The sequence below is a fragment of the Exiguobacterium artemiae 255-15 genome (assembly GCF_000019905.1).
In the GTDB taxonomy this organism is placed as follows: domain Bacteria; phylum Bacillota; class Bacilli; order Exiguobacteriales; family Exiguobacteriaceae; genus Exiguobacterium_A; species Exiguobacterium_A artemiae.
Window position 1 is genome coordinate 310,421 of the sequence record NC_010556.1, and the last position, 23,862, is coordinate 334,282.

Sequence of the window (23,862 nt, forward strand, 5' to 3'; positions counted from 1 at the left end):
TCCATTTCAGAAGGAGTGTCGAACCAGTAACAACCAAAAAAAGATGAACTCAAATTTTTGTGAGTTCATCCTGTACCGTCATCCCTCTTTATAAGCATCCGGCAAGACAACCGAGACGATAAACCGGTTTTGTTCCGACGTTAGTTGCATCGTCCCGTTGTGCCGGGCAACGATTTGTTCGATGATCGACAGACCAATGCCGGATCCACCATTGGACCGTGACATGTCGGACGTGACGAAAGGGGTTGCCAGTTCCGTGAGTTGATGAGGCGTTAAGGTCTCCGGAATGGCATTGGAGCAACGGAAGGTCAAGTGACCGCTTTCTTGGAGCACTTCGAACGACAAATCACCTGTTCCGTGAAGTGTCGCATTACGTACAAGATTTTCGATCAAGCGCCGCAACAGGTTCGGGGCAGCTTGAACGCTCAAATGAGCCGGTCCTGCGTACCGATAAGTCGTTTCCGGGTGACGCGCGCGCAATAGGGCTTGGGTAATCGCCCCGTCACCGGCGCCGACTTCGATGATGACGTCCGGATGATCGGCGACTGCCCGCTGTGCCATCATTTGTGCTAAACGGGGACTGCTTGGGGCAATCGCGCCAATCGTTTTGGGTGATTGGATGGCTTCCTTTAAAAAATCAAACATATGAAACCTACTTTCTTCTTGAGTATATCACCGATGATACAGGTCATATCTTTCACAAACAGGAGAGAATTCTTAAGTTTGTCTTAAGAAAACATCCGTGCCTGATTTTCGGCGACATGACTAACGGCAAACTCGGTATACTGAGGAAAAGAAGGGGAGGGACACATGATGAATACCTTACCGGAAACGGATTATTATGAAGCGCTCGTCCGTCGTGATGGTTCGTACGAGGGGACATTTTTTGTCGGGGTCAAGACGACGGGGATTTTTTGCCGGCCGACCTGTCCGGCACGGAAACCGAAGCAGGAGAATTGTGAGTTTTTTGAGACGGCGAAAGAGGCGTTACTGGCTTCGTACCGGCCGTGTTTACGCTGTAAACCGCTCGCTTACCCGGGGGACAGTGAGGTCATCACCCGCTTGATTGCAGCGGTCGAAGCAAATCCCGAAAAACGCTTCAAAGACGCCGACTTTCGTGAACTGGGACTCGATGCCTCGACCGCACGACGGCAGTTCAAAAAAAGATTCGGGATGACGTTCGTCGAATATGCTCGGTCACGCCGGATGGGACTGGCGATGAAGGAAATCCGGAAGGGGCAACCGGTCATCGAGGTCCAACTGGCAAGCGGTTATGAATCGAGCAGCGGTTTCCGCGATGCCTTTGCCCGCATTTTGGGCGAGACACCGAAACGTTGGAGTGGAGCCTATCTGCAGGCGAAGTGGCTCGATACGCCGCTCGGACCGATGCTGGCGATTGCCGATGAAGGAGGACTGCACTTACTCGAGTTCGTCGATCGACGCGGACTGGAACGGGAAGTGGAACGGTTGCGGCTGACAGCCCGGGCTGTGATCATTCCCGGTGACGCCCCGGTGTTTGAACAGGTGACGGTTCAACTGGAAGAATACTTTGCCGGAACGCGCGACCGATTTGATCTTCCGCTCGTTCTCTACGGGACGCCGTTTCAACGGCAGGTCTGGGAGCAATTGTGTTTAATTCCGGCGGGCGAGACAATTTCGTATCAGGAACTGGCCGTCCGTGTCGGAAATCCGGCAGCCGTCCGCGCCGTCGCCCGGGCGAACGGTGCCAATCAACTGGCGATTCTGATTCCCTGTCACCGGGTCATCCGGCTGGCCGGAGATCTTGGCGGTTACGCCGGCGGCTTGGCGCGAAAAGCTGCGTTACTCAAACTAGAACGGACGAAGAGAGGATTGAATCATAGATGAGTTTGATTAAAGATGTCTTTACGGACGAGTGGCTCGACCGGTTGGGCAAGGCGTTAAACGCTACCGATTTTAGAAAAACGGTGCAACAGGAGGACTGGGAGGAACTGGCGTTTAAACAACGGGTCCGTCGGATTGCGACCCGACTGGAGCATCATCTACCGGCTGAATTTGAACAGGCGGCGACCCGGCTCGAGACGATTGCTCCGGACTTTCCGGGATTACCCGGAATTGTGTTTCCGGATTATATTGAAATCCAGGCGGAAGAAGGCGACTGGGACCGGGCTATGTTGGCGCTCGAACGATTAACACCGCATTCGACATCGGAATTTGCCGTCCGTCGGTTTTTGCTCGATGATCAGGACCGGTTTTTAGAGGGGGCGACGCGATGGAGTCAGTCGAGTGACGAACATGTCCGACGTTTAGCGTCGGAAGGAACCCGTCCGCGTTTGCCGTGGGGACAGATGATTCCCTCACTGATTGCCGATCCGCGACCGGTCCTGCCGATTCTCGATTCATTGCTTGAAGACGACGCCTTATACGTCCGAAAAAGTGTTGCCAATCACTTGAATGATATCGCAAAGACCCATCCGGAACTCGTCATTGAACGATTGGAGCGGCTCGGAACGCATTCGCATACGGACTGGATTTTACGGCATGCCTCACGAACTCTGTTGAAACAAGGCCACCGGGATGTCTTAAAAGCCTTTGGTCTCGTTACGCGGGGAACCGTGACCGTCGACGAACTGACGGTCACACCGACACTGGCAATTGGCGGAGAACTGGCTTTTTCCTTTCACGTGACGACAACCGAACCGCAAGTCCTACGGATTGAATATGCGATCGACTACGTCAAAAAACGGGGGACGAGTCAAAAAGTCTTTCGGATCAGTGAGCGGCAGGTAACGGGACGGGAGACGTTTGCGAAGCGGCAGTCGTTCCGGAATTTGACGACACGGGTCCATTATCCGGGAACACATCAAGTGACGATTTTAATTAACGGAGAAGCCTATGCGACGACGGAGTTTGATGTCACGAAGGAGGAAACAACATGAAAGGTCGCCATCCGGACTTTACGACATCCCGGTTATCGATTACAGCTACGGATACTGCCAACGGATGTATCTGGGTACTGAAGAAAAGAGAGAACGAACAGGTCGCTCTGATTCAATTAACCGGTCAGCAGCTCAGCTCTGACGCAATTGATCCGTCCGACCGTGACGGCTATATCCAAGAAGCCTTGACCGTCATCCTTTCGTATCTCGCGCGGACGTTGCTGTTGCCATTCGTGACAGGAGAGGGCGGAGAAGCAGAGATTTGGCTTGAAAATGGATTTTATAAGGACGGTCCGGTTTTTCGTCGTGACTTGACGCATTGAAGTGGTGAAAATCATTAAACAAAGAGAGCCCAGAATCGTTTTTCCACCACTCGCTTTTCTCAGGCGGAACGCAAGCCGCGGTCGTCCTCGGACGACCGGGTCTCGCCTGTTCCTGACGGAAGCGCGCTTCCTTTTCCTGTAGAAGTCGAGTGGAGTCGACGATTTTTTTGAATCGATCAAAATAAAACCGTCTCTTCAGAAAATAAGCTTCTGAACAGACGGTTTTTCGTGTGCAGTATTAAGGCTCTGAAATGCCGTTTGCGAGTAATAACATAAAGGTGATGACCGATAGTGACAGCAAAAAGGCGGTGTTCGCCAACATACTGAACCATTTGACGTAGTTATTTGTCGACCGGAGACCCATTACCAGCGAAACGATATAGCCGAGTCCGACCAACACGTTGAGACCGATCGGCACCCACAGGCTCAGGTTCGGAAAAAATTGTCCGCTCAGTAAGTAGGACGTCAGCATATTGAACAGAAGCAAACCAAGCGTCAAGAAAACCGGCAAGTATGTCTGCTTGGATTGATTCATCGTTCGACCAGATTCGTCGACCAATTAAAGTGTCGGCAAATCGTTTCGGCACTTTCGCCGGCCGAACGTCCCTCGGTATCAAGACGGAGATAGTTGGGATACGGAAGTTCTCCCGGAAGTGAATGCGTCCGGTAATGTTCGGCTGTTTCAAGCAGGTTGGCTTCCGACGCGGCAATGTCCCGTTTCGTAAACTTATGTAGTAAGCGGTTTTCCGTCTGATTCCGGGCAAGACGGGTCGACAAGGCAGCTTCGAGTTCAACGATGAACACTTCGGCACCAGCTTCTTCAAATAGTTGAACGGTCTCTTCGATGAATTCGATCCCTCCGCCTTCGACGCCGAACAGGCACAAAAACGTAAAGATCACCCCTTCGAGGTCACTGACGGCCATCTCTTTAAACATCTCCCGCCGGATCAAGTCCTTCAGTTTATGGTGCGCCGGTTTCGTAAAGTCAAAGTACGGATGCAGCAGGTCAATCGTCTGGTGGTTATGGAATAATTTCATTCCTGTTTTTTGCTCGAGTTCCTGACCAATCGTCATTTTGCCGACGGCTTGCGGACCAAGTAACATGACAAACTTCATCCCTGACACCTCTTCCTTTTTTTGTTAATACTAGCATAGAAAAACAGAGTGTTCATATTAGAACGTTTGTTCGTAAAATGATATAATGACAGTAAGAAATGCTGCTGTTTTTTTTCGACCGAATGGAGGTCATTTATCATATGGAACACTGGAAGATGATAGAAGGATATGAAGGCATGTATCAGGTCTCGACAGCAGGGAACGTCCGCTCGCTCGACCGGATCATCGAGACGAGCCGGGGGGTTAAACAACGACGGAAAGGCGTCGTCTTACGGCCGCGGATCAATCAGGAAGGTTACCGGAAAGTCACGTTATACCAGCAAGGACGGGGCGAACGGTATTATGTCGGAGAACTTGTCGTAAAAACATTTATTGATGGTGAGGCAGTGCAGGAGCGGATTATCCGGGCAGACGGCAATCGACTGAACGACCAGGTTGACAATCTGACGGTCAAACCGACCGTGAGTCAAGCGTACGCGTCACTGCTCGACGAATTCGAATCATTGCTCAGTCAACACATCGAATTATCTCCCCGGCAGATTCGGGCTATCCGCTACCGTTACCAAACAGGACAGTCAATCCGACGCTTGGCACTGACGTATCAGGTGACGGAAAATCGGATCCGCAATATTATCGACAAAAAGGAAGCGCAGTATGTCATCTGAATCCGAAACAAACATCAAAAAAGGCGGACCCGAATCAATCGAGTCTGCCTTCTACTTTATAAGAAATTAGCTTGCGACAGGCAGATAAGCCGAGACGAAACTCGTCGTCATTTGCATGAACTGAAGAGTTTCTTCTTTTGGTTCGGACGTAACATAAATAATCAGGGCAGCGGCGACGGCGACAAAAATGATGATGACGAGAATGACGAAAAATGGCATCTTGCTTTTCTTTTTTTCCTCTTTCATATCCATGATGCGATTACCCCCTTATGAAGTAGAAACAGTCTCTTTGAAGTGATTCCCTGATGCAAAAAATGGAAACCTGTCAGAGTGCTTGAAACAGGTAAGAAACCGTCCGATAAAGAACTATAACGTGTAGGGAATTAGTTTTACATTAAGGGGCGTGCAGCATGTTGAGTCAGTTTAATCAGTTTCTGTTAAATTTTTCGTTATTGATCACATCACTGTTATTTGCCTTTTTACCACTCCGCCACGTCAAACTCATTTCACCGGCGTCACCGGTCAAGCTTCGTATCCTGATCGGATTCATTGCCGGATTTATCAGTGTATTACTTGTCCTGAACAGTATTACGTATGACGGGGCAAAAATTGATTTACGGCTCGTCGCGCTTGTCACGGCATATTATTATGGCGGCTGGGTCAGTGGCGGGATTACGACACTCTCCATTCTCGGTGCCCGGTTTGCGGTTACACCGCCTGGGGCTTACGAAGGGTTGATCCTGACCGGCTTGATTTGTATCGCGTTACTCATCACGGCAAGTATTTACCGCCGCTTTGCGTCGCATACATTGAAAGATTATTTAGTCCTGATCGGGATCGGAATTGGCTACAGTTTACCCGCCCTTTATCTATTGACGGAGACGTTTAACCGATTTCTTGAAATTGCCTTGGTTTATATCATTTTCATTTTACTGGGCGGTTACGTCACGTACAGTTTCCTGCAGGAATTACGCAAACACTTCCAATTCGTCCAAACCCAGCAGGAGCTTGCTTTGACGGACGGTCTGACGAATCTCGCCAACCGGCGGAAACTCGACGAGACCCTAGCGTCTTATGACAAATATGGTTTTGCCTTTTCCGTCTTGATCGTCGATATCGACTTTTTTAAGTCGGTCAATGATACATATGGCCATGACGGGGGCGATGTCGTCTTACGTCAATTGAGCCACTTGCTCGAACACTGTTGTCCGGATCAGGCGCTCGTCGGCAGATACGGCGGGGAAGAGTTTGTCGTCCTGTTACCGGACACACCGCTTAAAGATGCCGTCCGGCTCGGCGAAACAATCCGCTTGGCCTGTGCCGATCAACATTTTGTCTTCAGTACGTATCCGGCATTCCATGTCACGTTATCGATTGGGGCGGCCTCGTCGGACCAAGGCGAGACATCATTTGAAGTCATCCAAAAGGCCGATCAGTCCCTTTATCAAGCAAAACAGACAGGACGGAATAAGGTCGTCGCATACAGTGAAGAATAATCCAATACAAACAGGCGGACTCCGGGGAGCCCGCCTGTTTTATGCTGCACGTAAAAATTATTCACCGACCATGCCGTCATGGTCATTGTCCCGCATATAGGGATAAAGCCAATGGTCATCCGTGATCGGCATGCTGAATCCGGCGTCCTTTGCTTCCTGAATTGTGACTTGTCCGTTGCCGTTCGTATCAACGGTCGAGACGTCACCCGTTGTGTCCGAAGTCAGTTCCGGATCAGCAGGGGCTGGTGCCGGTTCTTCTTTGTTTTCGGTCAGACCGAGTTCGGCATTCACTTCATCTGGGTTGACGTTATCGAAATCATCGACGATTTTATTTCCGCGCAACGTATACGTATAGTGATAATGCGACGGGATTTGTGTTGTCGTATCCGGATACGTGATGGTCGCTTCAAAGTCCGTCACCGCACCGGCCTTACGGATGGTGTTTTCCATATACGCCTGATCGCCGTGCCGGTTGAGCGTACTGTCCTGCGGGGTGATGTTATAAGCGTTTGAGACTCCGCCGAGTGAGTCGGCAATGACGTGTCCCTCGTCAAGCTGCGGACTCTCGACACCGGGAACCTTCGCTTCATCCGAATAATAACGGCCGGAAGATGTCGTCTCCTCGGCATCATTTTGTAAGGTGATTTTTTTGGCGACGACTTTAACCAGTTGTGCATGTTCGTTCGTAAAGGCCCAGTACTCGCGGTCGCCAAAACCGATGTTGACGACGACGTTCGGTTCCCGGTCACCGGACAAGTCACCGCCGTCGACTTGAATCTGTTTGTAACCGGAAAAAAGAGCTTCTTTTGCAGACGGCTTTGCCGCCGGACTGGCCGGTTTCAATGATGCTGCGCCCGTTGTCTGTTCAGAATCAGCATCCGTCGTCTTCGGCTTTTCCTGGACAGGTTTTGTCTGCTCAGGAATTTTTTTCTGTTCGCTCTGTTGTTCAACTTTCAGCTCTTGCGATACCGGTTCTTCCGCCGCGCATCCCGTTAACAGAAGGGCAGCTAACGGTAAACTGAGATATGTAAGTGTGTGTTTCATGATTCGACTCCTTTGACATGACATTCTTGTCCATTCTAGGAATCTTTCCCTTCGAATACAAGGTGATTTTGAATAATGAACCAAATTAAATATATGATAAAAGCCGTTTCGCCAAAAATGCCGGTGTTTTAGGATACTGGTTCAAAAATAAAGTACACGCCAAAAACACGCCGCAGACAGCTGACGTGTTGGAACGGGTATTCCAGTGTTGGACGTAGTTCAGGCAGTAGGACCGTTAAGACAAAAGCAGCTTCCGGAAAATGTGATGTTGTTCAAAATCAGTCAGGATATTGGGCGCGATGTTCTGACGAAACATCGCGTCATCTGCCCACAAATAATCGTCATGTTCGTCGGATAGTTGGACAGCATCGTTTGTTGCCGTACAGAAGTAAACGAGCAGGATGACTTGCCGGTCAGGATGCGTCATCAGGCTTGAGGCATAAGCAATCCGGTCGACAGTGACCGCCAGTCCCGTTTCTTCCTCGATTTCCCGTTTCAGACTGTCTTCCGGTTGCTCACCGAAATCAATTTTCCCACCTGGACATTCCCATGTTCCGCCACCGGAGTCGGCAGCGGCGCGTTGGACGATTAAGATCCGGTTGTCGTACTGCACGATGCCTTTGACAGCTGTTACGATCGTTGTCATATGTATTCCCCCTTTTGTCTGAGTAGAACAACTTCCGGACCTTCCTGTTGCATCAGCTGACCATTCTTCAGATGAATGCCGCTTCGTTCCGGTAAACCGTAGCCGAAATTACTTGCTGTCTTCATGAACGCATCGGACAAGTTTGTCTCTTCCTGCCATGTATCGTAATGGACGGAAATCACAGCGTCCGTTAACAGTCCGAGACCCTTCAGGACTAACGCTTGACCGTTTCGTTGATCGATTACCGGAATCCGACACTCGTCCGGTGTCAGTAAGGCACCGGCTGAAAACCCGGCGACCGGAACACCGTGCTGAAACCGTTCTTGAATGATGGTGCCGATCGGCGTACCGACGATGAACTGTTGATACCGTTCCGTTTCTCCGCCCGAGATGATGATCCCGGCACTTCCGGCTAATTGTTCGAGTTGTTCAGATGTCGGACGCGCAGACAATGGAAAGTGGAAAAAATCTGTTACACCATTTGCTGTTAAGGCATCTGTATAAATCGGGGCATAATCGTCCCAGTTTGAGCCGGGACGCGGTACATATAGTAAGGCAACCGGTCCTGACTGTTTGAGACAAGAGACGAATTGTCGGCAAAGCATTGGGGTGAACGGCGGACCGCCGCCAAAGAGAAACAGTTGTTGATCTCTCATGAAAAAACCTCCTCTGTTTAAAATGATTTCATCTGCAAAGCGGTCTGATACCGTTCAAAAAGTTGGGCCGTCATGAAAAAGAACAGCAGACCGAATCCGATGTGAAGTGCTGTATAGATAAGACCAAACGAAGAGATTTCATACAGCAGGACCGGTAACTTGACCGTCGTGAACGCTCCGAGGAAAAAGACGACATACCGGACGCTGGCTCCTTTTTCGAGCAGGAGGACGGCGACGGGGAAAGCGACATAGAGCGGACCGGCGGCGATGGCAGCGAGTAATAAGATATATAGATATCCTTGAGCCCCAGCATCTGGTCCCATGTATTTCAGCAGGGTGTCTTTTTTGATCCATTGATCGAGTAGACCGACCAAGACGAGGATCGGCGGTAACAGAAGCAGCATATCAAGCAGACTCTTCAAACTGAGCCGGGCGGCATGCTGACCGCGTACGGGATCAATCAGCAGAAGTCCGAGTAAGAGAACGGCCATCGTAAGGAAGAAGCGATATGGTTTGAGTCGTTTCATCCAAGCACCTCCATGACGAGTAACGAAAAGAACAGGCACATCATAAGGGCGGACAGATTGCGCGCATAAGCAAACCGTTTGCCGAACAGGCGGCTCTCGAGCGGAATCGTCATGATTCCGACAGCCATCAGTGAAGCCATTAAAGCCGAGACTTGCGCCAGTCCGGCACCGTTTTCAAGTAAGGTCGCGCCGAGCGGAAAGACGACAAAGCTCGGAATCAGAGCAATCACTCCGATGACGAGCGACAGTATGATACCAAGAAATCCGGCATCCTGTCCGAGTAAGGCCGAGATTTGAGCAGGCGACAGAATCGATAACGACAAACCGACGAACAACAGGATGGCCAGGAGGTCCGGCAACAGGTTCGTAAAGATTTTCCAGGCTTTCGCAAACGCCGCCTGTGTCTTTTGTTTGTCCTTGTAGAAGGAGAAACTGGACAGAAGAAGCACCAGTCCATAGAGCACGATGCTGTTACCCATCGGATTTCACCTGTTTTGCATAATGCGTCTGGAAATACAGCAGATTTTGGAGTTTTTGTTCGATGTCCTCATGAAAGCGATCGAGCTGTGCCCGACCGGACGATGTTATCTGATACATTTTCACCATCTTGTTTCGAGGAGACGTCGTGAGGATAGAGGTGACAAAACCTTCTTCTTCAAGTTTTTTGAGTGTCCGGTAGAGAATCGCACTGTCGATTGGATTAAACGGCAATTCCTGCTCGCAGCGTTGGAGCAGATCCCCGCCATAGGTGGGACCTTTCGCAAGGAATAAGAGTAAAAAAGCGCCTGTGTGGCGACCGGTATGTTTCAATGTAAATCCCTCCTGATCGGTTATATTTATAACTGTTATTAACACTTAACTGTCGTTAACAGTATAGGGTTAGAAAGATGGAAATGCAACTGCCGATTGGAAATCAATCCATTAGCAGCACCTAATCATTTTTTGAGATAGGTAGAAAACGGAAAATGAATTATACTGGAAATAACAGGAGTGAACGAGGAAGGACAGATGACAATGAGCGACAATCACATCCATCAATTCCGCTACCGGGAGTCCGGTATGGGAGAAGAACAACTATTTACGTGGACGGTTGCGACCCGGGAATTGCAGCTAGAAGAGGGGACGGGAGAAGAAACGATTGTTCTCTTGTCAGGACGGCAACAGCAGGAACTGACACGTCGTTTAGAGAAAGCCGGGGTCATCGACTGGCAACCGGAATACACGACGGAATGGCTGATTCTCGATGGGACCTATTGGGAAATCAGTTGGAGCGGATCAGAGGGAAACGGAGCGTCTCAGGGCAATAACGCCTATCCGGAACACTGGGAACTGCTTCGGGATTGGCTGTACCGTCAGTTTGAAAAGGAGGAGTTTAGATGAAGAAGTGGTGGATCGGGTTAGCTGTCTTAGGCGGCTATTGTATTCCATTCGTCTACCTGGCATTGCTCGAAGACTTCAGGACAGGGACATTACTTGGTTATCTACTGTTACTTGTCGGATTCACGGTTCTTGCTTTTATCGGTCAGCGGTGGGGTCATCTGCTGTTTGTGGTTGCCGGTAATATCGTGTCTTATTTCATATCGATATACTTTGCAGGTCGGATGGATACTTTCGGATGGGACGGTTATTTCAAACCGTTGACGGCGGAACAACTGATTCTGCTCGTCAGTCTCTTGATGCTTATTCCACAGTTGATTGCGATAGTGGTAGCGATGTCACTGGAGGCGAAAAAGCGGATAAAGAAAATAACAAAGTAATAAAAAACACGCCACCAAACGTGACGTGTTCCAAAGTATTAGACTAATCCTAAAATCTCAACTTCAACCAAAGCACCTTTCGGCAACTCTTTGACGGCGATACAAGATCGTGCCGGGAAATGGTTGTGCGGAGCAAAGTAATCGGAGTAGATATCATTAAATGCAGCGAAATGATCCATGCTCGTTAAGTAACACGTCGTTTTGACGACACGATTCGGTGTCAGACCGGCTTCTTTTAAGATGGCATCGACATTTTTCATGACCTGCTCCGTCTGCTCCGTAATGCCACCGGCGACCATTTCACCCGTCGCAGGATTGATCGGGATTTGACCGGATGCATATAACGTACCGTTTGCGATGAAGCCTTGCGAATAAGGACCGATTGCAGCGGGTGCGTTAGTTGTTTCGATTTTCTGGAATGAACTCATGAAAACTCCTCCTCTAATTTAAAATAAATCGTATGTAGAACGTGCTATCTGCCTTGAACTATAGGATAATTTTTACAACATCATCACCATACTTACAAGGAGTGAATCCAATGCCTCTTTATCATAAATTAGTCCGGGATCAGATTCCAACTATCATTGCTCGGAACGGAAAAAAAGCAACATTCCGGACCCTTAACGAGGAAGAGTTCCTCGTCGAAGCGAAACGGAAATTGCATGAAGAAGTAGCCGAATATGAAGAAGCAACGACGACTGAAGAAGCAGTTGAAGAACTTGCTGATTTATTGGAACTAATTCACGTGCTGGCTCGGACGCATGGAACAACACCGGAACAACTTGAAGCAATCCGGCTTAAGAAAAACGATAAGCGCGGTGGCTTTGATGACAAGTTGTACTTGATTGAGGTCGAAGATTGATTCCGGCCGCAAAACTGACGACACACGATTTGTATGCGTCGTTGGTCGATGCCATTGACCAAGCGGATGAAGTCTATATCGTCGCTGCCTTCGCGCAACGTTCTGGTGTCGAACTGTTGTTACCGGCGTTACGTCACGCCGTCGAACGGGGCGCTGATGTTCATTTTTTGATTGGTGACTACTTACATATTACGGACCCGGAGGCGTTGGCAGAATTATTGAAACTGGACGGTCTGTCGATCCGGTTTTATCGCTCCGGCGGACGGGCGTTTCATCCGAAAGCCTATCTGTTCCGCAACGCAGAGACCGGTCTGTCGATTGTCGGCTCATCGAATATCTCAAAAAGCGCTTTTCGGACCGGTGTTGAGTGGAATCTCCATTTGCCGCAAGCCGTGGCACCGCATATCTTGGATGAGGCGATTGAGGCATTCATGGATCTTTATTTAAGTGAAGCAGCCCAAGACCTGAATCCGATTGTCCTCGAAGCGTACCGGCAAGAACATGACGCACGGCAATATGTTGCGGAACCGGAAGTTGATTATGCGGAGCAACAGCTCGTCATGTCCGAAGAAATTCTACCGCACCGGGTGCAGGAGGAAGCCTTACGTGCACTCCGGGAAACGATGGAAGAAGGACGGACGCGTGCCTTGACCGTACTTGCGACCGGACTTGGGAAAACGTATCTCAGTGCGTTCTTTGCGCGTGATTTTAAACGAATTCTGTTCCTCGCACATCAACGTGAGTTGCTGGAACAAGCGGAACGTTCGTTTAAGAAGGTCGAATCCAATTGGCAGACAGCCTTTTATATCGGATCAGACCGCACGAATGATGAACAGACGGACGTGCTGTTTGGATCAGTCCAGACGTTATCCCAAAACCGGCATCTTGAACGGTTCGCACAAGATTATTTTGATTTGATCATCATCGATGAGTTTCACCACGCAGCAGCTAAAAGCTATCAAAAAGTTCTGGCGCATTTCGAACCCCGTTTTTTGCTCGGACTGACAGCGACGCCGGACCGGATGGACGGAGCGGACGTCTATGCACTGTGCGACAATAATGTTGCGTTTCAAATGCACTTCACGTCAGCGATCAATGAAGGATTCCTGACACCGTTCCATTATTACGGGATTCATGACGTCATCGACTATTCGCAATTGCGGCGGATGGGACGGAAATATGATGCGATGGAACTGGAACAGGCGCAGATTGATCGGACAGTTTCTGAAAACATCTATGCCGCCTGGTCGAAGCACCGGCAGACGAAGACGATCGGCTTTTGTTCGTCGATCCGTCAAGCCGAATACTTAGCGCAGACGTTCCGGGAAATGGGACACCAAGTGATTGCCTTGACCGGACAGACCATCAATCGACGGGAGCGGATCCAAGAGTTTGAACAGGGAACGGTAGAGATCGTCTTTACGGTCGATTTGTTTAATGAAGGAGTCGACATTCCGAAAGTCGATACGTTACTGTTTTGCCGGCCGACGGAATCAATCGCAATCTACACCCAGCAAATTGGACGGGGCTTACGTTTAGCGAATGAGAAATCACATTGTGTCATCATCGATTTGATTGGGAACTATAAAAACGTCGAAACGAAGCTGATGTTGCTTGGAACAGTAAAAGACAAGCTCAAGCGGGGGGATAAGGAGCCGATTACCCCACCAAAGGGATGCATCATCGAGTTCGATACACAAGCGCTGAATATCATTCATCGGATGCGTCAACCGAATCAGCGGAAACTCCGATTGATTGAGAGTTACGAACAATTGAAGCTCGATCTCGGGCGTCGTCCAACCTACATTGAGATTGGTCAACTGACAGCCGTGCCGACTGGCTATAAACAAGAGTGGAGCTCGTACGTTGGTTTCCTGAAGGAACAAGGTGAATTGACGGATGAAGAAATCGAGACTTACGATGCTAACCGTGAACTGATTGAACAGGTCGAAAAGACGGTGATGAACCGGAGTTACAAGATGGTTGTCTTGCTGGCGATGCTTGAGCGGGGGGAAGGACGTTGGATGGAGCCGATTACGGCTGAAGAAGTGGCGCCATTTTTTTATGAGTATTTGCATGCAGAGAAGTATCGGGAAGTGAAGGATGCGCAAGGAAAAGTATTTGAAAATGGATACAATGAATCCAAAATAGTGACATTGCTGAAGCAACAACCGTTTCCGAAGATGGTATATCCGTTTGAAACGACGGAAGATCAGAAAACGTTATATATCCAAAAGGACCTTAAAACCACCAATAGGATATTAATGAAATGGATAACGGATATCGTTCATTTTCGAATTGAAAGTTATTTTTCAAGCTAGGCTAATAAAGTTAGTAAAAATGATAACATAGTAATACATATTTGATTTTTAATAAAATAATTCACTAAACGTGACGGGGAGTTTTATAGATGTTGATACCAGAAAAAGAAACTGTTGTTAAAATGATTAGTGAAAGATACAATTGTGCACTTACAATTATGAAACAAAAGAAAATCATGTACGAAGGAACAACGCGTAATGACAAATCAGTAGTCTTATGTACACCAGAAACGAAACTGCACAATCAAGAGCACGGTTGGTTTGACTTGTCGACGAAGCAAGTTGAAATTTTGGATGGTGCAGATATGGCGATCATGGCCGTTCGAATTGAAGGTAACAAGGTGTATTTTGTAGAATTCAAAAATTTGAGACGTTTAATGACAGCGGATATGATTTTGGATTATTCAAAAGATGAAAAATGGAGATTTTATATCTGGGAAGATCATATCAAGGTTCGAGGAAATGATGAAAAATTTTATGTGAGTGGGGAAGTCGTTAAAACTGTAGAACATGTATAAATTAAAACGTGATTAAGGCTAGTATCACTTCTGAGGAAACAGACTTTTATAGTTATGAGAACGATAAAATTAAGAGCAGTATAAAAATACACGGAAATAACGATATATCTGGACGGGTGAGAAGACCGTGATAGATATATCGTTATTTTTATGAGAACGGGCTATTAAATGGTCCCCTCGATCATCATTTTTTCATTGAAGCGTATTTTCATAAGTAATTTAGCTATATCCTGACTCTCTTAAAGAATTCGGAAGAAAATGTTTTACAGTGGTTTCTGTTAATTGAAGTGTTAACTTCATTTTGACTAGGATGGTACCTACTTCATGAAGTCGTTCTATTTTTATGTATTCATTATTAATTTACTACTTTTAAAATATATGATATAGCTAAAAGACTACCTTGACCTCCATTGTCTATAATGAAGTAAGACTAAAATGAGAAATAAGTAAAAATGGAAGACAAAGGTCAAATTTTGAGGAAATAAAGCGTTATAAAACTTTTTAGCGAAAAACAGAAAAATAAGATTAGTTATTATGAAACGGATTTTGTAAAATAATGAGATTTGTAGTCTTGTATGAAAGGATTGGTTAGATGACAATAGAATTAGAATATTCTTCAAGTATGAACGGGGCGTCGTACTTACTGTTTGAACTGAAACAAGTAGTCAAATTGAAACAAGAAGGTTTTTCTATTGAAGAAATTCGAAGCAAAGTAGTGGATGAAAATTTATTTCAGTTTGAAAATAAAGGGAGAATCAAGCGCACATTACCATCAGTGATGAAAAGAGCTCATGTAATTGACTCGGCTCTAGCAATTCTTATGCTAGAGGGTTCTATTGAAATGAGTAAAGTAATTAATTTGTATGCAATTATGAAGACCGATCTTCTTTTTTTTGAATTTATGGATGAAGTAATTAGTGAAAAGTTACGCAATGGCGATTATTTGATTGAGAAGAAGGATATCAACCTCTTTTTCGAAGCAAAGTTAGAGCAGAGTGAAAAAATATCGAGTTGGAGCGATATTAATATCGAAAAGTTAAAGCGAGCGTTTATGCAGGTCCTTTTCGAAAGTGGATTTCTCAAAAGTCGACAAAGCAAAGAACTAGGACACATCATCATCGACGAACAAATCAAAGAATACCTTAACCGTATAGGCGATGTTCGATATGTACGAGCGATGGGTGAATGAGGAGAAAGTATGGCGAATTTAAATGCAAGACTAGATAGTATCATTCCAAAAATCAAAGAAGAAAAATTTATTGATGGGCGCGGCTTAGGGAATGAAATTAGTTTTTATGTTTTTGATTATGAAGCAAAGGATGAACTTATTGTTAGAGATTATGTAAAACACATAAAAAAAGAGTTCAATTATGAGGGAACTGATAGAAGTATCATTGAATTCGATTTGTACAAAATGCTTATCGAGATTACAAAAGAAAAGCGTATCTTTGATCGCGTCTTTGATATGGAAGAACATCAAGGAAAAGATGCCTTATTTAGAGCTATGACCGCGTTTGCCAAACCGGAAGTATTTGTACAGAAAATCAAGGAACAGCTAGACGATCACAATGTTGTATTTCTCACTGGCATCGGGAAAGTGTATCCATTTGTACGTTCGCACAATATTTTAAATAACCTTCAAGAAGTATTGGATAAGACACCCGTGGTAATGTTTTTCCCTGGAACATACGATGGTCAATCATTGCAATTATTCAGTAAGTTTAAAGACGATAATTATTATAGAGCATTTCGCTTAGTTGATTAAGAAAATACAGTAATTAATTGATTTTTATATAAGACGAGGAGGATTTTACATGCTACTAAAAGAGATGTTCTTAAAGGACATTGAACGTGATATACGTGGCGTTATTAAAGTCGCACAAACGAATGAAAAGGATATTTATCAAGAACTTGATGAATATGTGGTCACTCAAGAGTTGCACAAACATTTCTCGAAGTTCTACGACAATTACCAAAAAGGAATTAACGGCAAGACAGATAAAATGGGTGTTTGGATTAGTGGATTCTTCGGATCCGGTAAATCTCACTTTCTTAAAATTCTCGCATACCTATTAGAGAATCAGTCTGTTAAAGGAAAACATCCAATCGATTTCTTTGAAAACAAAGTACAAGATACATTAGTCTATTCCAACATGAAACGTACTGCTGATGTGGACACAGAAGTAATTTTGTTTAACATCGATTCTAAAAGTTCTTTAGGTAGCAAATCAAAAGAAGATGCTATTTTGCGCGTTTTTATGAAAGTATTTTACGATCATAGAGGCTACTATGGGGATATTCCAGGGGTCGCTGAAATGGAGAAATACCTGGATAAACGAGGTTTTTATGAAACGTTTAAACAAGAATTCTATACGTTAGCAGGTGAGATGTGGGATGAACGTCGTAACAGCTTCTACTTCGATGCAGATTATATCATTGGGGCATTAACCAAAGCGACAGATATGTCGGAAGAAACTGCACGTGACTGGTTTAATGAAGGTGTAAACAATTTTGAAATTAGTATTGAAAAATTCTCAAGAGACGTAAAAGAGTATATCGATGAAAAAGGACCAAAATTTCATTTGGTATTTTTAGTTGATGAGATTGGTCAATACATAGGAGACAGTCGTGATTTAATGCTTAACTTGCAAACACTAACAGAGGATTTAGGGACACATGCGCAAGGAAAAGTGTGGATCATGGTGACATCACAAGAAAGTATTGATTCCATCGTAAAAGTTAAAGGTGATGATTTTTCTCGTATTCAAGGACGCTTTGATACAAGACTATCGTTATCTTCGATATCAGTCGATGAAGTTATTAAAAAGCGGATTTTGGAGAAGCATAAGCACGTTAATGACAAATTAAAAGTGCTATACCCTGAAAAAAGCGCAATTTTAAAAAACCTCATCAGTTTTACTGGTAGTACAGCGGACCTTAGAGGATACAATAATGAGCAAGAGTTTGCTGAAGTTTACCCGTTCGTCCCGTACCAATTTAAGTTATTGCAAAATGTATTTGAACAAGTACGTAAACATGGCTCATCGGGCAAGCATTTATCTGAAGGTGAACGCTCGATGCTTTCTGCTTTTAAAGAAGCAGGACTACGGTATAAAGACGAAGAGGAAGGCTCTCTAATCCCTTTTTATGCCTTCTACGATACAATCAAAGAATTTTTAAACCCGTCGATATCGAGAGTTATCGAAGGGGCAACAGAGAATTCGGTTTTGAAAGATGATCGATTTAATCAGGATTTATTGAAAGTATTGTTCATGATTAAATACATTAAAGAATTGCCAGCAAGCATTGATAATATTGCAACACTTATGGTTGCCCATATTGATGAAGATAAGCTTCAACTTAAAGAAAAAATTAAAGCTTCTTTGAGAAAGCTAATCGGGCAAACCTTGATTCAAAAAAATGGCGATCATTATCTCTTTTTAACAGATGATGAACAAGATATTAACCGTGAAATTAAACAAATGAATATTGATGAAGACATTATTAAACGTGAGTTAGCCAACTATATATTCCAAGATTTATACGAGGATAAACGATTCACTTATAATAAATTTCACTCCTTTAGTTTTAATCAAAAAATGGACGAAAAAAATTATGGAGCTCAGACATCTAGTATCGGGTTGCATATCTTATCTCCACTATCAGACAACTATCAAAAGTCAGATCAGGAAATGATGATGATAACTTCAGACAGTAGTGAAATGATAATTAAATTAGGTGGTAGTGAAGCATACATTGAGGAAATAGAAGAAGCACTTAAAATAGAAGAATTTCGTAAGAAAAAGAACATTACACAGCTTCCAGAAAATATTCAAAACATTTTAAACAACAAGCAAGCTGAAGTACGTGAAAGAAGACGAAGAGTACGTGAACTGTTAGATGATGCGATTAAAAACGGGTCTTTCTTTGTCAATGGAGACAAAATGGATAGTAAAGGCTCTTCCGTAAAAGAAAAAATTAACTTTGCCTTTAAACAATTAATCGATAATGTATATTTCAAATTAGGATATATAAAAGAGCATATAGAGAATGAGCAGCAATTGATCGTTATTTTAGCTTCAATCAATGATCAGCTGTCTCTAGACGATAGCATTGTGACAAAACCAAATGAATTAGCTAAACGAGAAGTCTATGAATTTATCGATATGCAAAATCAGGCCCAAAAACAAAATTATGTGAAAGCGATATATGAGCGTTTCCAAGATAAACCCTTTGGATGGAAGCAGCTAGATATTGCTGGGTTGCTTGTAGAGTTATTAAAAGAACAGCGTATTCGTATTCGCTATCATTCAGAGTACTTAGAACCTGAGGTAGATACAGATAAATTAATAAAAGTCTTAGGAAAAGCAAGCGAATTAGGAAAAGGACTAATCTTTAAACGGGTGAAAGTTGACGGTGCACTCATTCAGACAGCTAAACGGGTATGTAGAGAAGTTTTTAATACAACTGATTTAGCAGATGATGAAGATGGTCTTGTCAAAGATATTCGTGTACTCATTGGCAAACAAATAGACGAAATTAATTTATATAAAGTACGTTACGAAGGACGGAAATATCCAGGAATGAGTTTGCTTGATAAAGGGCTGGAGTATTTTACTCAATTTGAGCAAAAGATTGATAACGCTACATTTTTCACCAAATTAACAGAGCTTGAAGAAGAATTGATTGACTGGGAAGAAGATATTTTTTATGTGAAAAGTTTCTTTGACACAAACCAGAAAGAAATTTTTGATCAAGGTTTAGCTGGATTGAATAAGTACGAAGAAAATAAAGCATATTTGACAGACTCAATCGTAACAGTGGCTATGACGAGTCTCGAGTCTATTATCCAAAATCCAATTCCTTATCGTAAGATTAAAGAAATTCCAGAATTGATTTACAAATTAGAAAAGCAAATGACGTCTCTTTTATCTGAGAAAAAGAATAACGTTCAAGAAAAGCTAAAAGCCGATAATGATGAATTGTCTCTACATGCAAGACAATACGGAGTATCTAACGAAACAACGCAGCAAATCGAAGAACGTTATACTAGCTTTCAAACTAATTTAGATGCATTTACCGATATTTATAAAGTTGATGCAACTATTGCCCAAAGTACAAGTTTTAAAGAACGAAGTATCCTTAGCATTAAACGAGAAATTGCTGAATGGCAACGTAAGAAAGAAGAAGAGCATCAAGGAGGACATGGCGATGAGGTTGTTGATCCACCAATTAGCCCACTAGAAATTCGTACAGAAAGTGTAAAAGTAAAAAACTTAGTTGATATAAATACATTAAAGACAGAACAAGATGTAGACAAGTATATTAATGCCTTATCTCATAAGTTAAAACAAATCATTAAATCAAATAAAGAGATCAAATTTATAGATTAACGCATGGAATTCTAGCAGACATCAACACCGACAAAATTTAGTTTGTCGGTGTCTGTAATTTTCATAAGGAGTGAATGTATTGAATAAATCGGCATTAAAAAAATTTGCAATTGAAGCAAGAAGAGAATTACTTGAAAAAGTAGAACTTCAAGCTAGAAAACTGGGTATTACTGCGGAGTCAATTCAAAAAGTAAGTGTAGAAAGTTCAGACGCTGTCTTTATCGAAGGTAGACAGCTTTCAGATACAGAAAGAAAGCAAAGAAACAAACTTATTGCTCGAATCAATGATATAGGCTTTGACCGTGTGATGGGTGAAACAGCATACACATGGTTCAATCGTTTTGTTGCATTGCGTTATATGGAAGTAAATGAATACCTTCCAACAAAAGTCCGTGTGCTTTCTTCCAATTCAGATAGCGCAGAACCCGACATGATGAAAGAAGCATTGTCTTTAAATTTAAATTTGGATAAAGACTATGTGTATGACTTAAAACTGAATAATAAAACAGATGAGTTATTTAAATACTTGATCAAAATGCATTGCAATGACTTGAATCGCTATATGCCATTTATGTTCGAGACGATTGAAGATTATTCTGAAATTCTTTTCCCTGAAGGATTACTTGGAACAGATTCATTCATTAGTCAAATGATAAATTTAGAATTTATACCAGAAGAGAATTGGAAACAAACAGAGGTCATTGGGTGGCTGTACCAATACTATATTGCAGAAGAAAAAGATCGAGTTTTCAAAGCTAAAAATAAGTATAAAGCAGAAGAAATCCCTTTTGCGACACAACTGTTTACACCCGATTGGATTGTTCAATATATGGTGCAAAATTCACTCGGACGTTATTGGACAGAAGCTCATCCTGAACATAACTACTTAATAGCGAATTGGGAGTTTTTCTTGAAACATGAACAAGAAGATTTCCAAGAAAAAATTGCTCCGTATGTAAATAAAGAATTAAACGTAGAAGAAATTAAATGTTTCGATCCAGCAATGGGCAGTGGGCATATTCTGTTGTACATGTTTGATGTGTTATATGAGATTTATAGTAAGTGCGGTTACACAGAACGAGAAATCCCAAGACTAATCCTTGAAAACAATTTGTATGGGTTAGATATTGATGATCGTGCTTATCAATTAGCAAGTTTTTCAATGGTTATGAAAGCATTACAATACAATAGACGCTTCCTAAGAAGTATTGAAAAAGAAGGACTTATATTAAACTTAGCAGCTATACAGGAAACGAATAGCTGGAGTGACGATGTCATTTCTTATGTGGCTGGAGACGATAAAGAGACGAGGATTTCCTCAACTAAAGCATTTTTTGAAGAATATAAAAATGCCAAAACCTTTGGTTCGCTTATTCAAGCGAAAGAAACTGATTTGACGTATTTAGAAAAGAGACTACAAGAAATCAAAGAAAATCCGATAGCAGATATCTTTGAGACTAAAAAGCGTGATCAAGTAATAACTGCACTACCACTTCTGATTAAGCAAACGAAAATTATGAGTAAACAATACGATATCGTTGTTATGAATCCACCATATATGGGGTCAGGTAGTATGAACAAAGAATTATCAGACTTTCTTATAAAAAACTATCCTGATTCAAAAGCAGATTTATTTGCTGCTTTTATGGAAGTAGATCATTACTTAAAACAGAATGCGTTTTATGCTGCGATTAATCAACAATCTTGGATGTTTTTGTCCAGCTACGAGAAACTACGAGAAAAAGTCATTAAAAGAAAATCCATCGACACAATGTTACATTTAGGACCAAGAGCATTTGAGGAAATCGGTGGAGAAGTTGTTCAATCGACAGCATTTGTACTAAGAAATACTGAAATACGAGATTATAAAGGTACGTATTTAAGATTAATTGGAAATAGAGCAGCGGATGAGAAAAGAGACAAAGTGATTGGAGCTGTTCAAAATTCTTCTATAGCATATCGCTATTCTTTCAGCCAAGAGAACTTTAGAAAAATCCCGGGAAGTCCCATTGCATATTGGGTGGGAAATAAAATAGCGGAAAGTTTTGTTCAAAATACTTTGCTTGGAGAAATAGCTAATCCGAGAATAGGTCTGGTTACGGGTGATACAGGTAGATTTCTTAGGATGTGGTTTGAAGTTGCGGATGAGAAAATAAATTTTGGAGCAAGTAGCTCATTAGATGCAAAAAAATCAAAAAGAAAATGGTTTCCGTATCAAAAGGGCGGAACGTATAGAAAATGGTATGGTAACAATGAATATATTGTTAATTGGGAGAATGATGGGCATGAAATAATACACGATAACTCTGTTAATGGAAGAGTGAAGTCGCATAATTATAATGGTATGTATGCTTTCAATGAAGCAATTACTTGGACAAAGATTACCTCAGGAGCACCTGCATTTAGATTTGTACCGTTTGGATATCTTTTTGATGATGCCGGACCTTTATGTTCGGTAAATAATAAGTTAAACTTTTTTCCTATATTGGCATTGTTAAATTCGGTAGTTGGAGAATTTTATCTTTCTTTAACAAATCAAACAATGAATATACTCCCAGGGAGTATAATAAAGACTCCTTTTTATAAAGAAGTAATGGAGAAGCACAATATTATTGAAAAATTAGTTACAAATAGCATAGCTATTTCCAAACGAAATTGGGACTGTTATGAAACTTCCTGGGATTATAAAAAACATCCGTTGATAGAATATGATACTAAATCATTTAGATTATCATTTGAGCAGTGGGAGCGGATTGCAGAAACTGAATTTAATCAATTAAAGTTAAATGAAGAAGAAATTGATTATATCTTCATTGAAATTTATGGCTTAGAAGACGAGCTTACATCTAAAATAGAGGATAATGATATAACCATTCATAAAGCAGATTTAGGAAGAGACACTAAAAGCTTCATATCCTATGCAATTGGGTGTTCTTTTGGTCGCTATTCACTAGATAAAGATAGTTTAATCTATGCTGGTGGAGAGTTTAATATGTCTCAATACAAGATATTCCCAGCAGATGAAGACAATATTATTCCCATTCTATCCGGTACTTATTTCGAAGATGATATCGTTACAAAATTTGTCGACTTTGTTCGAATAACGTTTAGTGAAGAGACACTTGAAGAAAATCTAGACTTTATTGCAGTGGCAATCGGTCGAAAGAAAAATGAAACAGCAAGAGAGGCTTTGCGTCGCTACTTCCTAAATGATTTTTATAAAGATCATGTGCAAGTATATAAGAAACGACCAATTTACTGGTTATTCACATCAGGTAAGGAAAAGGCATTCAACTGCTTAATCTATATGCACCGCTATGATAAAACGACGCTTTCTCGCATGCGAACGGACTATTTACACGAAGTTCAAATTCGCTTAGATGCGGAAAAGAAAGACTTGCTTAATGTTATTGAAGGAGATTTGACTACGAAGGAAATTAGTAGTGCTAAGAAAGCACTTAAGTCGCTCGACAAAAAAATAGATGAACTGAAAGCTTACGACGAGTTACTTCATCACATGGCAGATATGCAAATTGAAATTGACCTAGATGATGGTGTGAAAGTGAACTATGAAAAATTTAAGGGTTTAGTGGCAAAGATATAGTCTGAAGTAATTAAAA

General features: G+C 43.1%; 25 protein-coding genes. 14 read left to right on the forward strand and 11 right to left on the reverse strand.

The window, feature by feature from the left end; genetic code table 11:
• Positions 1–78: 78 nt before the first annotated feature.
• Positions 79–645 carry a sensor histidine kinase gene (locus EXIG_RS01695; protein ID WP_012369202.1) on the reverse strand — a complete coding sequence of 189 codons (567 nt, stop codon included), beginning with the start codon at positions 643–645 and terminating at the stop codon, positions 79–81.
• Positions 646–810: 165 nt separating this feature from the next.
• Between EXIG_RS01695 and EXIG_RS01700 the strand changes: the two genes are divergently transcribed.
• From EXIG_RS01700 to EXIG_RS01710, 3 genes are read left to right on the forward strand one after another with little or no spacing between them, the layout of a single operon-like run.
• Positions 811–1,866, forward strand: coding sequence for a bifunctional transcriptional activator/DNA repair enzyme AdaA (locus EXIG_RS01700; protein ID WP_012369203.1), 1,056 nt, complete (start codon positions 811–813; stop codon positions 1,864–1,866).
• Entirely contained in the window at positions 1,863–2,918 is a 1,056-nt protein-coding gene (locus EXIG_RS01705) for a DNA alkylation repair protein (protein WP_012369204.1), read from the forward strand. Before EXIG_RS01700 ends, EXIG_RS01705 begins: the two co-directional genes overlap by 4 nt.
• On the forward strand, positions 2,915–3,241 hold the full coding sequence (locus EXIG_RS01710) for a hypothetical protein (RefSeq protein WP_012369205.1): 327 nt from the start codon (positions 2,915–2,917) through the stop codon (positions 3,239–3,241). Before EXIG_RS01705 ends, EXIG_RS01710 begins: the two co-directional genes overlap by 4 nt.
• 238 nt (positions 3,242–3,479) lie before the next feature.
• Here the strand turns inward: EXIG_RS01710 and EXIG_RS01715 are convergent, their stop codons facing one another.
• Together EXIG_RS01715 and EXIG_RS01720 are read right to left on the reverse strand one after the other, a co-directional pair.
• Positions 3,480–3,776, reverse strand: a complete 297-nt coding sequence (locus EXIG_RS01715; RefSeq protein WP_012369206.1) for a hypothetical protein — start codon at positions 3,774–3,776, stop codon at positions 3,480–3,482.
• Positions 3,773–4,357, reverse strand: coding sequence for a DEAD/DEAH box helicase family protein (locus EXIG_RS01720; RefSeq protein ID WP_012369207.1), 585 nt, complete (start codon positions 4,355–4,357; stop codon positions 3,773–3,775). Before EXIG_RS01720 ends, EXIG_RS01715 begins: the two co-directional genes overlap by 4 nt.
• 122 nt (positions 4,358–4,479) lie before the next feature.
• On the opposite strand from EXIG_RS01720, the gene EXIG_RS15555 reads away from it, so the two are divergent.
• A complete protein-coding gene (locus EXIG_RS15555) occupies positions 4,480–5,022 on the forward strand; it encodes an NUMOD4 domain-containing protein (protein WP_200859020.1) in 543 nt (180 codons plus the stop codon).
• A 66-nt stretch (positions 5,023–5,088) separates the two neighbouring features.
• Here EXIG_RS15555 and EXIG_RS01730 read toward each other — a convergent pair whose 3' ends face one another.
• The gene (locus EXIG_RS01730; protein ID WP_012369209.1) at positions 5,089–5,274 is read right to left on the reverse strand and encodes a hypothetical protein; all 186 of its coding nucleotides are present in this window, start codon (positions 5,272–5,274) and stop codon (positions 5,089–5,091) included.
• Positions 5,275–5,432: 158 nt separating this feature from the next.
• On the opposite strand from EXIG_RS01730, the gene EXIG_RS01735 reads away from it, so the two are divergent.
• A complete protein-coding gene (locus EXIG_RS01735) occupies positions 5,433–6,518 on the forward strand; it encodes a GGDEF domain-containing protein (protein WP_012369210.1) in 1,086 nt (361 codons plus the stop codon).
• Between the two features lie 57 nt (positions 6,519–6,575).
• Here the strand turns inward: EXIG_RS01735 and EXIG_RS01740 are convergent, their stop codons facing one another.
• The 6 genes from EXIG_RS01740 to EXIG_RS01765 form a co-directional block, all read right to left on the reverse strand.
• Complete coding sequence (locus EXIG_RS01740) at positions 6,576–7,562, reverse strand: DNA/RNA non-specific endonuclease (RefSeq protein WP_012369211.1); 987 nt, start codon at positions 7,560–7,562, stop codon at positions 6,576–6,578.
• A gap of 235 nt (positions 7,563–7,797) precedes the next feature.
• Entirely contained in the window at positions 7,798–8,208 is a 411-nt protein-coding gene (locus tag EXIG_RS01745; protein ID WP_012369212.1) for an NUDIX hydrolase, read from the reverse strand.
• A complete protein-coding gene (locus tag EXIG_RS01750) occupies positions 8,205–8,864 on the reverse strand; it encodes a Type 1 glutamine amidotransferase-like domain-containing protein (RefSeq protein ID WP_012369213.1) in 660 nt (219 codons plus the stop codon). Before EXIG_RS01750 ends, EXIG_RS01745 begins: the two co-directional genes overlap by 4 nt.
• A 17-nt stretch (positions 8,865–8,881) precedes the next feature.
• Positions 8,882–9,391 carry a permease gene (locus tag EXIG_RS01755; protein WP_012369214.1) on the reverse strand — a complete coding sequence of 170 codons (510 nt, stop codon included), beginning with the start codon at positions 9,389–9,391 and terminating at the stop codon, positions 8,882–8,884.
• Positions 9,388–9,870 carry a hypothetical protein gene (locus EXIG_RS01760; RefSeq protein ID WP_012369215.1) on the reverse strand — a complete coding sequence of 161 codons (483 nt, stop codon included), beginning with the start codon at positions 9,868–9,870 and terminating at the stop codon, positions 9,388–9,390. The genes EXIG_RS01755 and EXIG_RS01760 overlap by 4 nt, the downstream gene beginning before the upstream one ends.
• The gene (locus EXIG_RS01765; RefSeq protein ID WP_012369216.1) at positions 9,863–10,201 is read right to left on the reverse strand and encodes a PadR family transcriptional regulator; all 339 of its coding nucleotides are present in this window, start codon (positions 10,199–10,201) and stop codon (positions 9,863–9,865) included. The genes EXIG_RS01760 and EXIG_RS01765 overlap by 8 nt, the downstream gene beginning before the upstream one ends.
• Positions 10,202–10,399: 198 nt before the next feature.
• Between EXIG_RS01765 and EXIG_RS01770 the strand changes: the two genes are divergently transcribed.
• On the forward strand, positions 10,400–10,771 hold the full coding sequence (locus EXIG_RS01770; RefSeq protein WP_012369217.1) for a hypothetical protein: 372 nt from the start codon (positions 10,400–10,402) through the stop codon (positions 10,769–10,771).
• Positions 10,768–11,148 carry a hypothetical protein gene (locus EXIG_RS01775; RefSeq protein ID WP_012369218.1) on the forward strand — a complete coding sequence of 127 codons (381 nt, stop codon included), beginning with the start codon at positions 10,768–10,770 and terminating at the stop codon, positions 11,146–11,148. The genes EXIG_RS01770 and EXIG_RS01775 overlap by 4 nt, the downstream gene beginning before the upstream one ends.
• Before the next feature lie 38 nt (positions 11,149–11,186).
• On the opposite strand, the gene EXIG_RS01780 is transcribed toward EXIG_RS01775, so the two are convergent.
• Positions 11,187–11,576, reverse strand: a complete 390-nt coding sequence (locus EXIG_RS01780) for a RidA family protein (RefSeq protein WP_012369219.1) — start codon at positions 11,574–11,576, stop codon at positions 11,187–11,189.
• A gap of 110 nt (positions 11,577–11,686) precedes the next feature.
• Between EXIG_RS01780 and EXIG_RS01785 the strand changes: the two genes are divergently transcribed.
• The 7 genes from EXIG_RS01785 to pglX all read left to right on the forward strand — a co-directional run bounded on the left by EXIG_RS01785 (position 11,687) and on the right by pglX (position 23,846).
• Positions 11,687–12,010 (forward strand): nucleoside triphosphate pyrophosphohydrolase, encoded by a 324-nt coding sequence (locus EXIG_RS01785; protein ID WP_012369220.1) that lies wholly within the window; start codon positions 11,687–11,689, stop codon positions 12,008–12,010.
• Entirely contained in the window at positions 12,007–14,331 is a 2,325-nt protein-coding gene (locus EXIG_RS01790; RefSeq protein ID WP_012369221.1) for a DEAD/DEAH box helicase family protein, read from the forward strand. The genes EXIG_RS01785 and EXIG_RS01790 overlap by 4 nt, the downstream gene beginning before the upstream one ends.
• Positions 14,332–14,420: 89 nt before the next feature.
• Positions 14,421–14,849, forward strand: coding sequence for a hypothetical protein (locus tag EXIG_RS01795; protein WP_012369222.1), 429 nt, complete (start codon positions 14,421–14,423; stop codon positions 14,847–14,849).
• A 592-nt stretch (positions 14,850–15,441) separates the two neighbouring features.
• Entirely contained in the window at positions 15,442–16,038 is a 597-nt protein-coding gene (locus EXIG_RS01800) for a DUF1819 family protein (RefSeq protein WP_012369223.1), read from the forward strand.
• Positions 16,039–16,047: 9 nt separating this feature from the next.
• Complete coding sequence (locus tag EXIG_RS01805; RefSeq protein ID WP_012369224.1) at positions 16,048–16,614, forward strand: DUF1788 domain-containing protein; 567 nt, start codon at positions 16,048–16,050, stop codon at positions 16,612–16,614.
• Positions 16,615–16,663: 49 nt separating this feature from the next.
• Entirely contained in the window at positions 16,664–20,242 is a 3,579-nt protein-coding gene (gene brxC / locus EXIG_RS01810; RefSeq protein WP_012369225.1) for a BREX system P-loop protein BrxC, read from the forward strand.
• A gap of 70 nt (positions 20,243–20,312) precedes the next feature.
• Positions 20,313–23,846: a BREX-1 system adenine-specific DNA-methyltransferase PglX gene (gene pglX / locus EXIG_RS01815; RefSeq protein ID WP_234944559.1), complete on the forward strand. Its 3,534-nt coding sequence runs from the start codon at positions 20,313–20,315 to the stop codon at positions 23,844–23,846.
• The last annotated feature ends 16 nt before the right edge of the window (positions 23,847–23,862 follow it).

Coding starts and splice junctions, on each gene's coding strand:
- EXIG_RS01695 (WP_012369202.1), bottom strand. CDS start 645: ATGTTTGATTTTTTAAAGGAAGCCATCCAATCACCCAAAACGATTGGC.
- EXIG_RS01700 (WP_012369203.1), top strand. CDS start 811: ATGATGAATACCTTACCGGAAACGGATTATTATGAAGCGCTCGTCCGT.
- EXIG_RS01705 (WP_012369204.1), top strand. CDS start 1,863: ATGAGTTTGATTAAAGATGTCTTTACGGACGAGTGGCTCGACCGGTTG.
- EXIG_RS01710 (WP_012369205.1), top strand. CDS start 2,915: ATGAAAGGTCGCCATCCGGACTTTACGACATCCCGGTTATCGATTACA.
- EXIG_RS01715 (WP_012369206.1), bottom strand. CDS start 3,776: ATGAATCAATCCAAGCAGACATACTTGCCGGTTTTCTTGACGCTTGGT.
- EXIG_RS01720 (WP_012369207.1), bottom strand. CDS start 4,357: ATGAAGTTTGTCATGTTACTTGGTCCGCAAGCCGTCGGCAAAATGACG.
- EXIG_RS15555 (WP_200859020.1), top strand. CDS start 4,480: ATGGAGGTCATTTATCATATGGAACACTGGAAGATGATAGAAGGATAT.
- EXIG_RS01730 (WP_012369209.1), bottom strand. CDS start 5,274: ATGGATATGAAAGAGGAAAAAAAGAAAAGCAAGATGCCATTTTTCGTC.
- EXIG_RS01735 (WP_012369210.1), top strand. CDS start 5,433: ATGTTGAGTCAGTTTAATCAGTTTCTGTTAAATTTTTCGTTATTGATC.
- EXIG_RS01740 (WP_012369211.1), bottom strand. CDS start 7,562: ATGAAACACACACTTACATATCTCAGTTTACCGTTAGCTGCCCTTCTG.
- EXIG_RS01745 (WP_012369212.1), bottom strand. CDS start 8,208: ATGACAACGATCGTAACAGCTGTCAAAGGCATCGTGCAGTACGACAAC.
- EXIG_RS01750 (WP_012369213.1), bottom strand. CDS start 8,864: ATGAGAGATCAACAACTGTTTCTCTTTGGCGGCGGTCCGCCGTTCACC.
- EXIG_RS01755 (WP_012369214.1), bottom strand. CDS start 9,391: ATGAAACGACTCAAACCATATCGCTTCTTCCTTACGATGGCCGTTCTC.
- EXIG_RS01760 (WP_012369215.1), bottom strand. CDS start 9,870: ATGGGTAACAGCATCGTGCTCTATGGACTGGTGCTTCTTCTGTCCAGT.
- EXIG_RS01770 (WP_012369217.1), top strand. CDS start 10,400: ATGACAATGAGCGACAATCACATCCATCAATTCCGCTACCGGGAGTCC.
- EXIG_RS01775 (WP_012369218.1), top strand. CDS start 10,768: ATGAAGAAGTGGTGGATCGGGTTAGCTGTCTTAGGCGGCTATTGTATT.
- EXIG_RS01780 (WP_012369219.1), bottom strand. CDS start 11,576: ATGAGTTCATTCCAGAAAATCGAAACAACTAACGCACCCGCTGCAATC.
- EXIG_RS01785 (WP_012369220.1), top strand. CDS start 11,687: ATGCCTCTTTATCATAAATTAGTCCGGGATCAGATTCCAACTATCATT.
- EXIG_RS01795 (WP_012369222.1), top strand. CDS start 14,421: ATGTTGATACCAGAAAAAGAAACTGTTGTTAAAATGATTAGTGAAAGA.
- EXIG_RS01800 (WP_012369223.1), top strand. CDS start 15,442: ATGACAATAGAATTAGAATATTCTTCAAGTATGAACGGGGCGTCGTAC.
- EXIG_RS01805 (WP_012369224.1), top strand. CDS start 16,048: ATGGCGAATTTAAATGCAAGACTAGATAGTATCATTCCAAAAATCAAA.
- brxC (WP_012369225.1), top strand. CDS start 16,664: ATGCTACTAAAAGAGATGTTCTTAAAGGACATTGAACGTGATATACGT.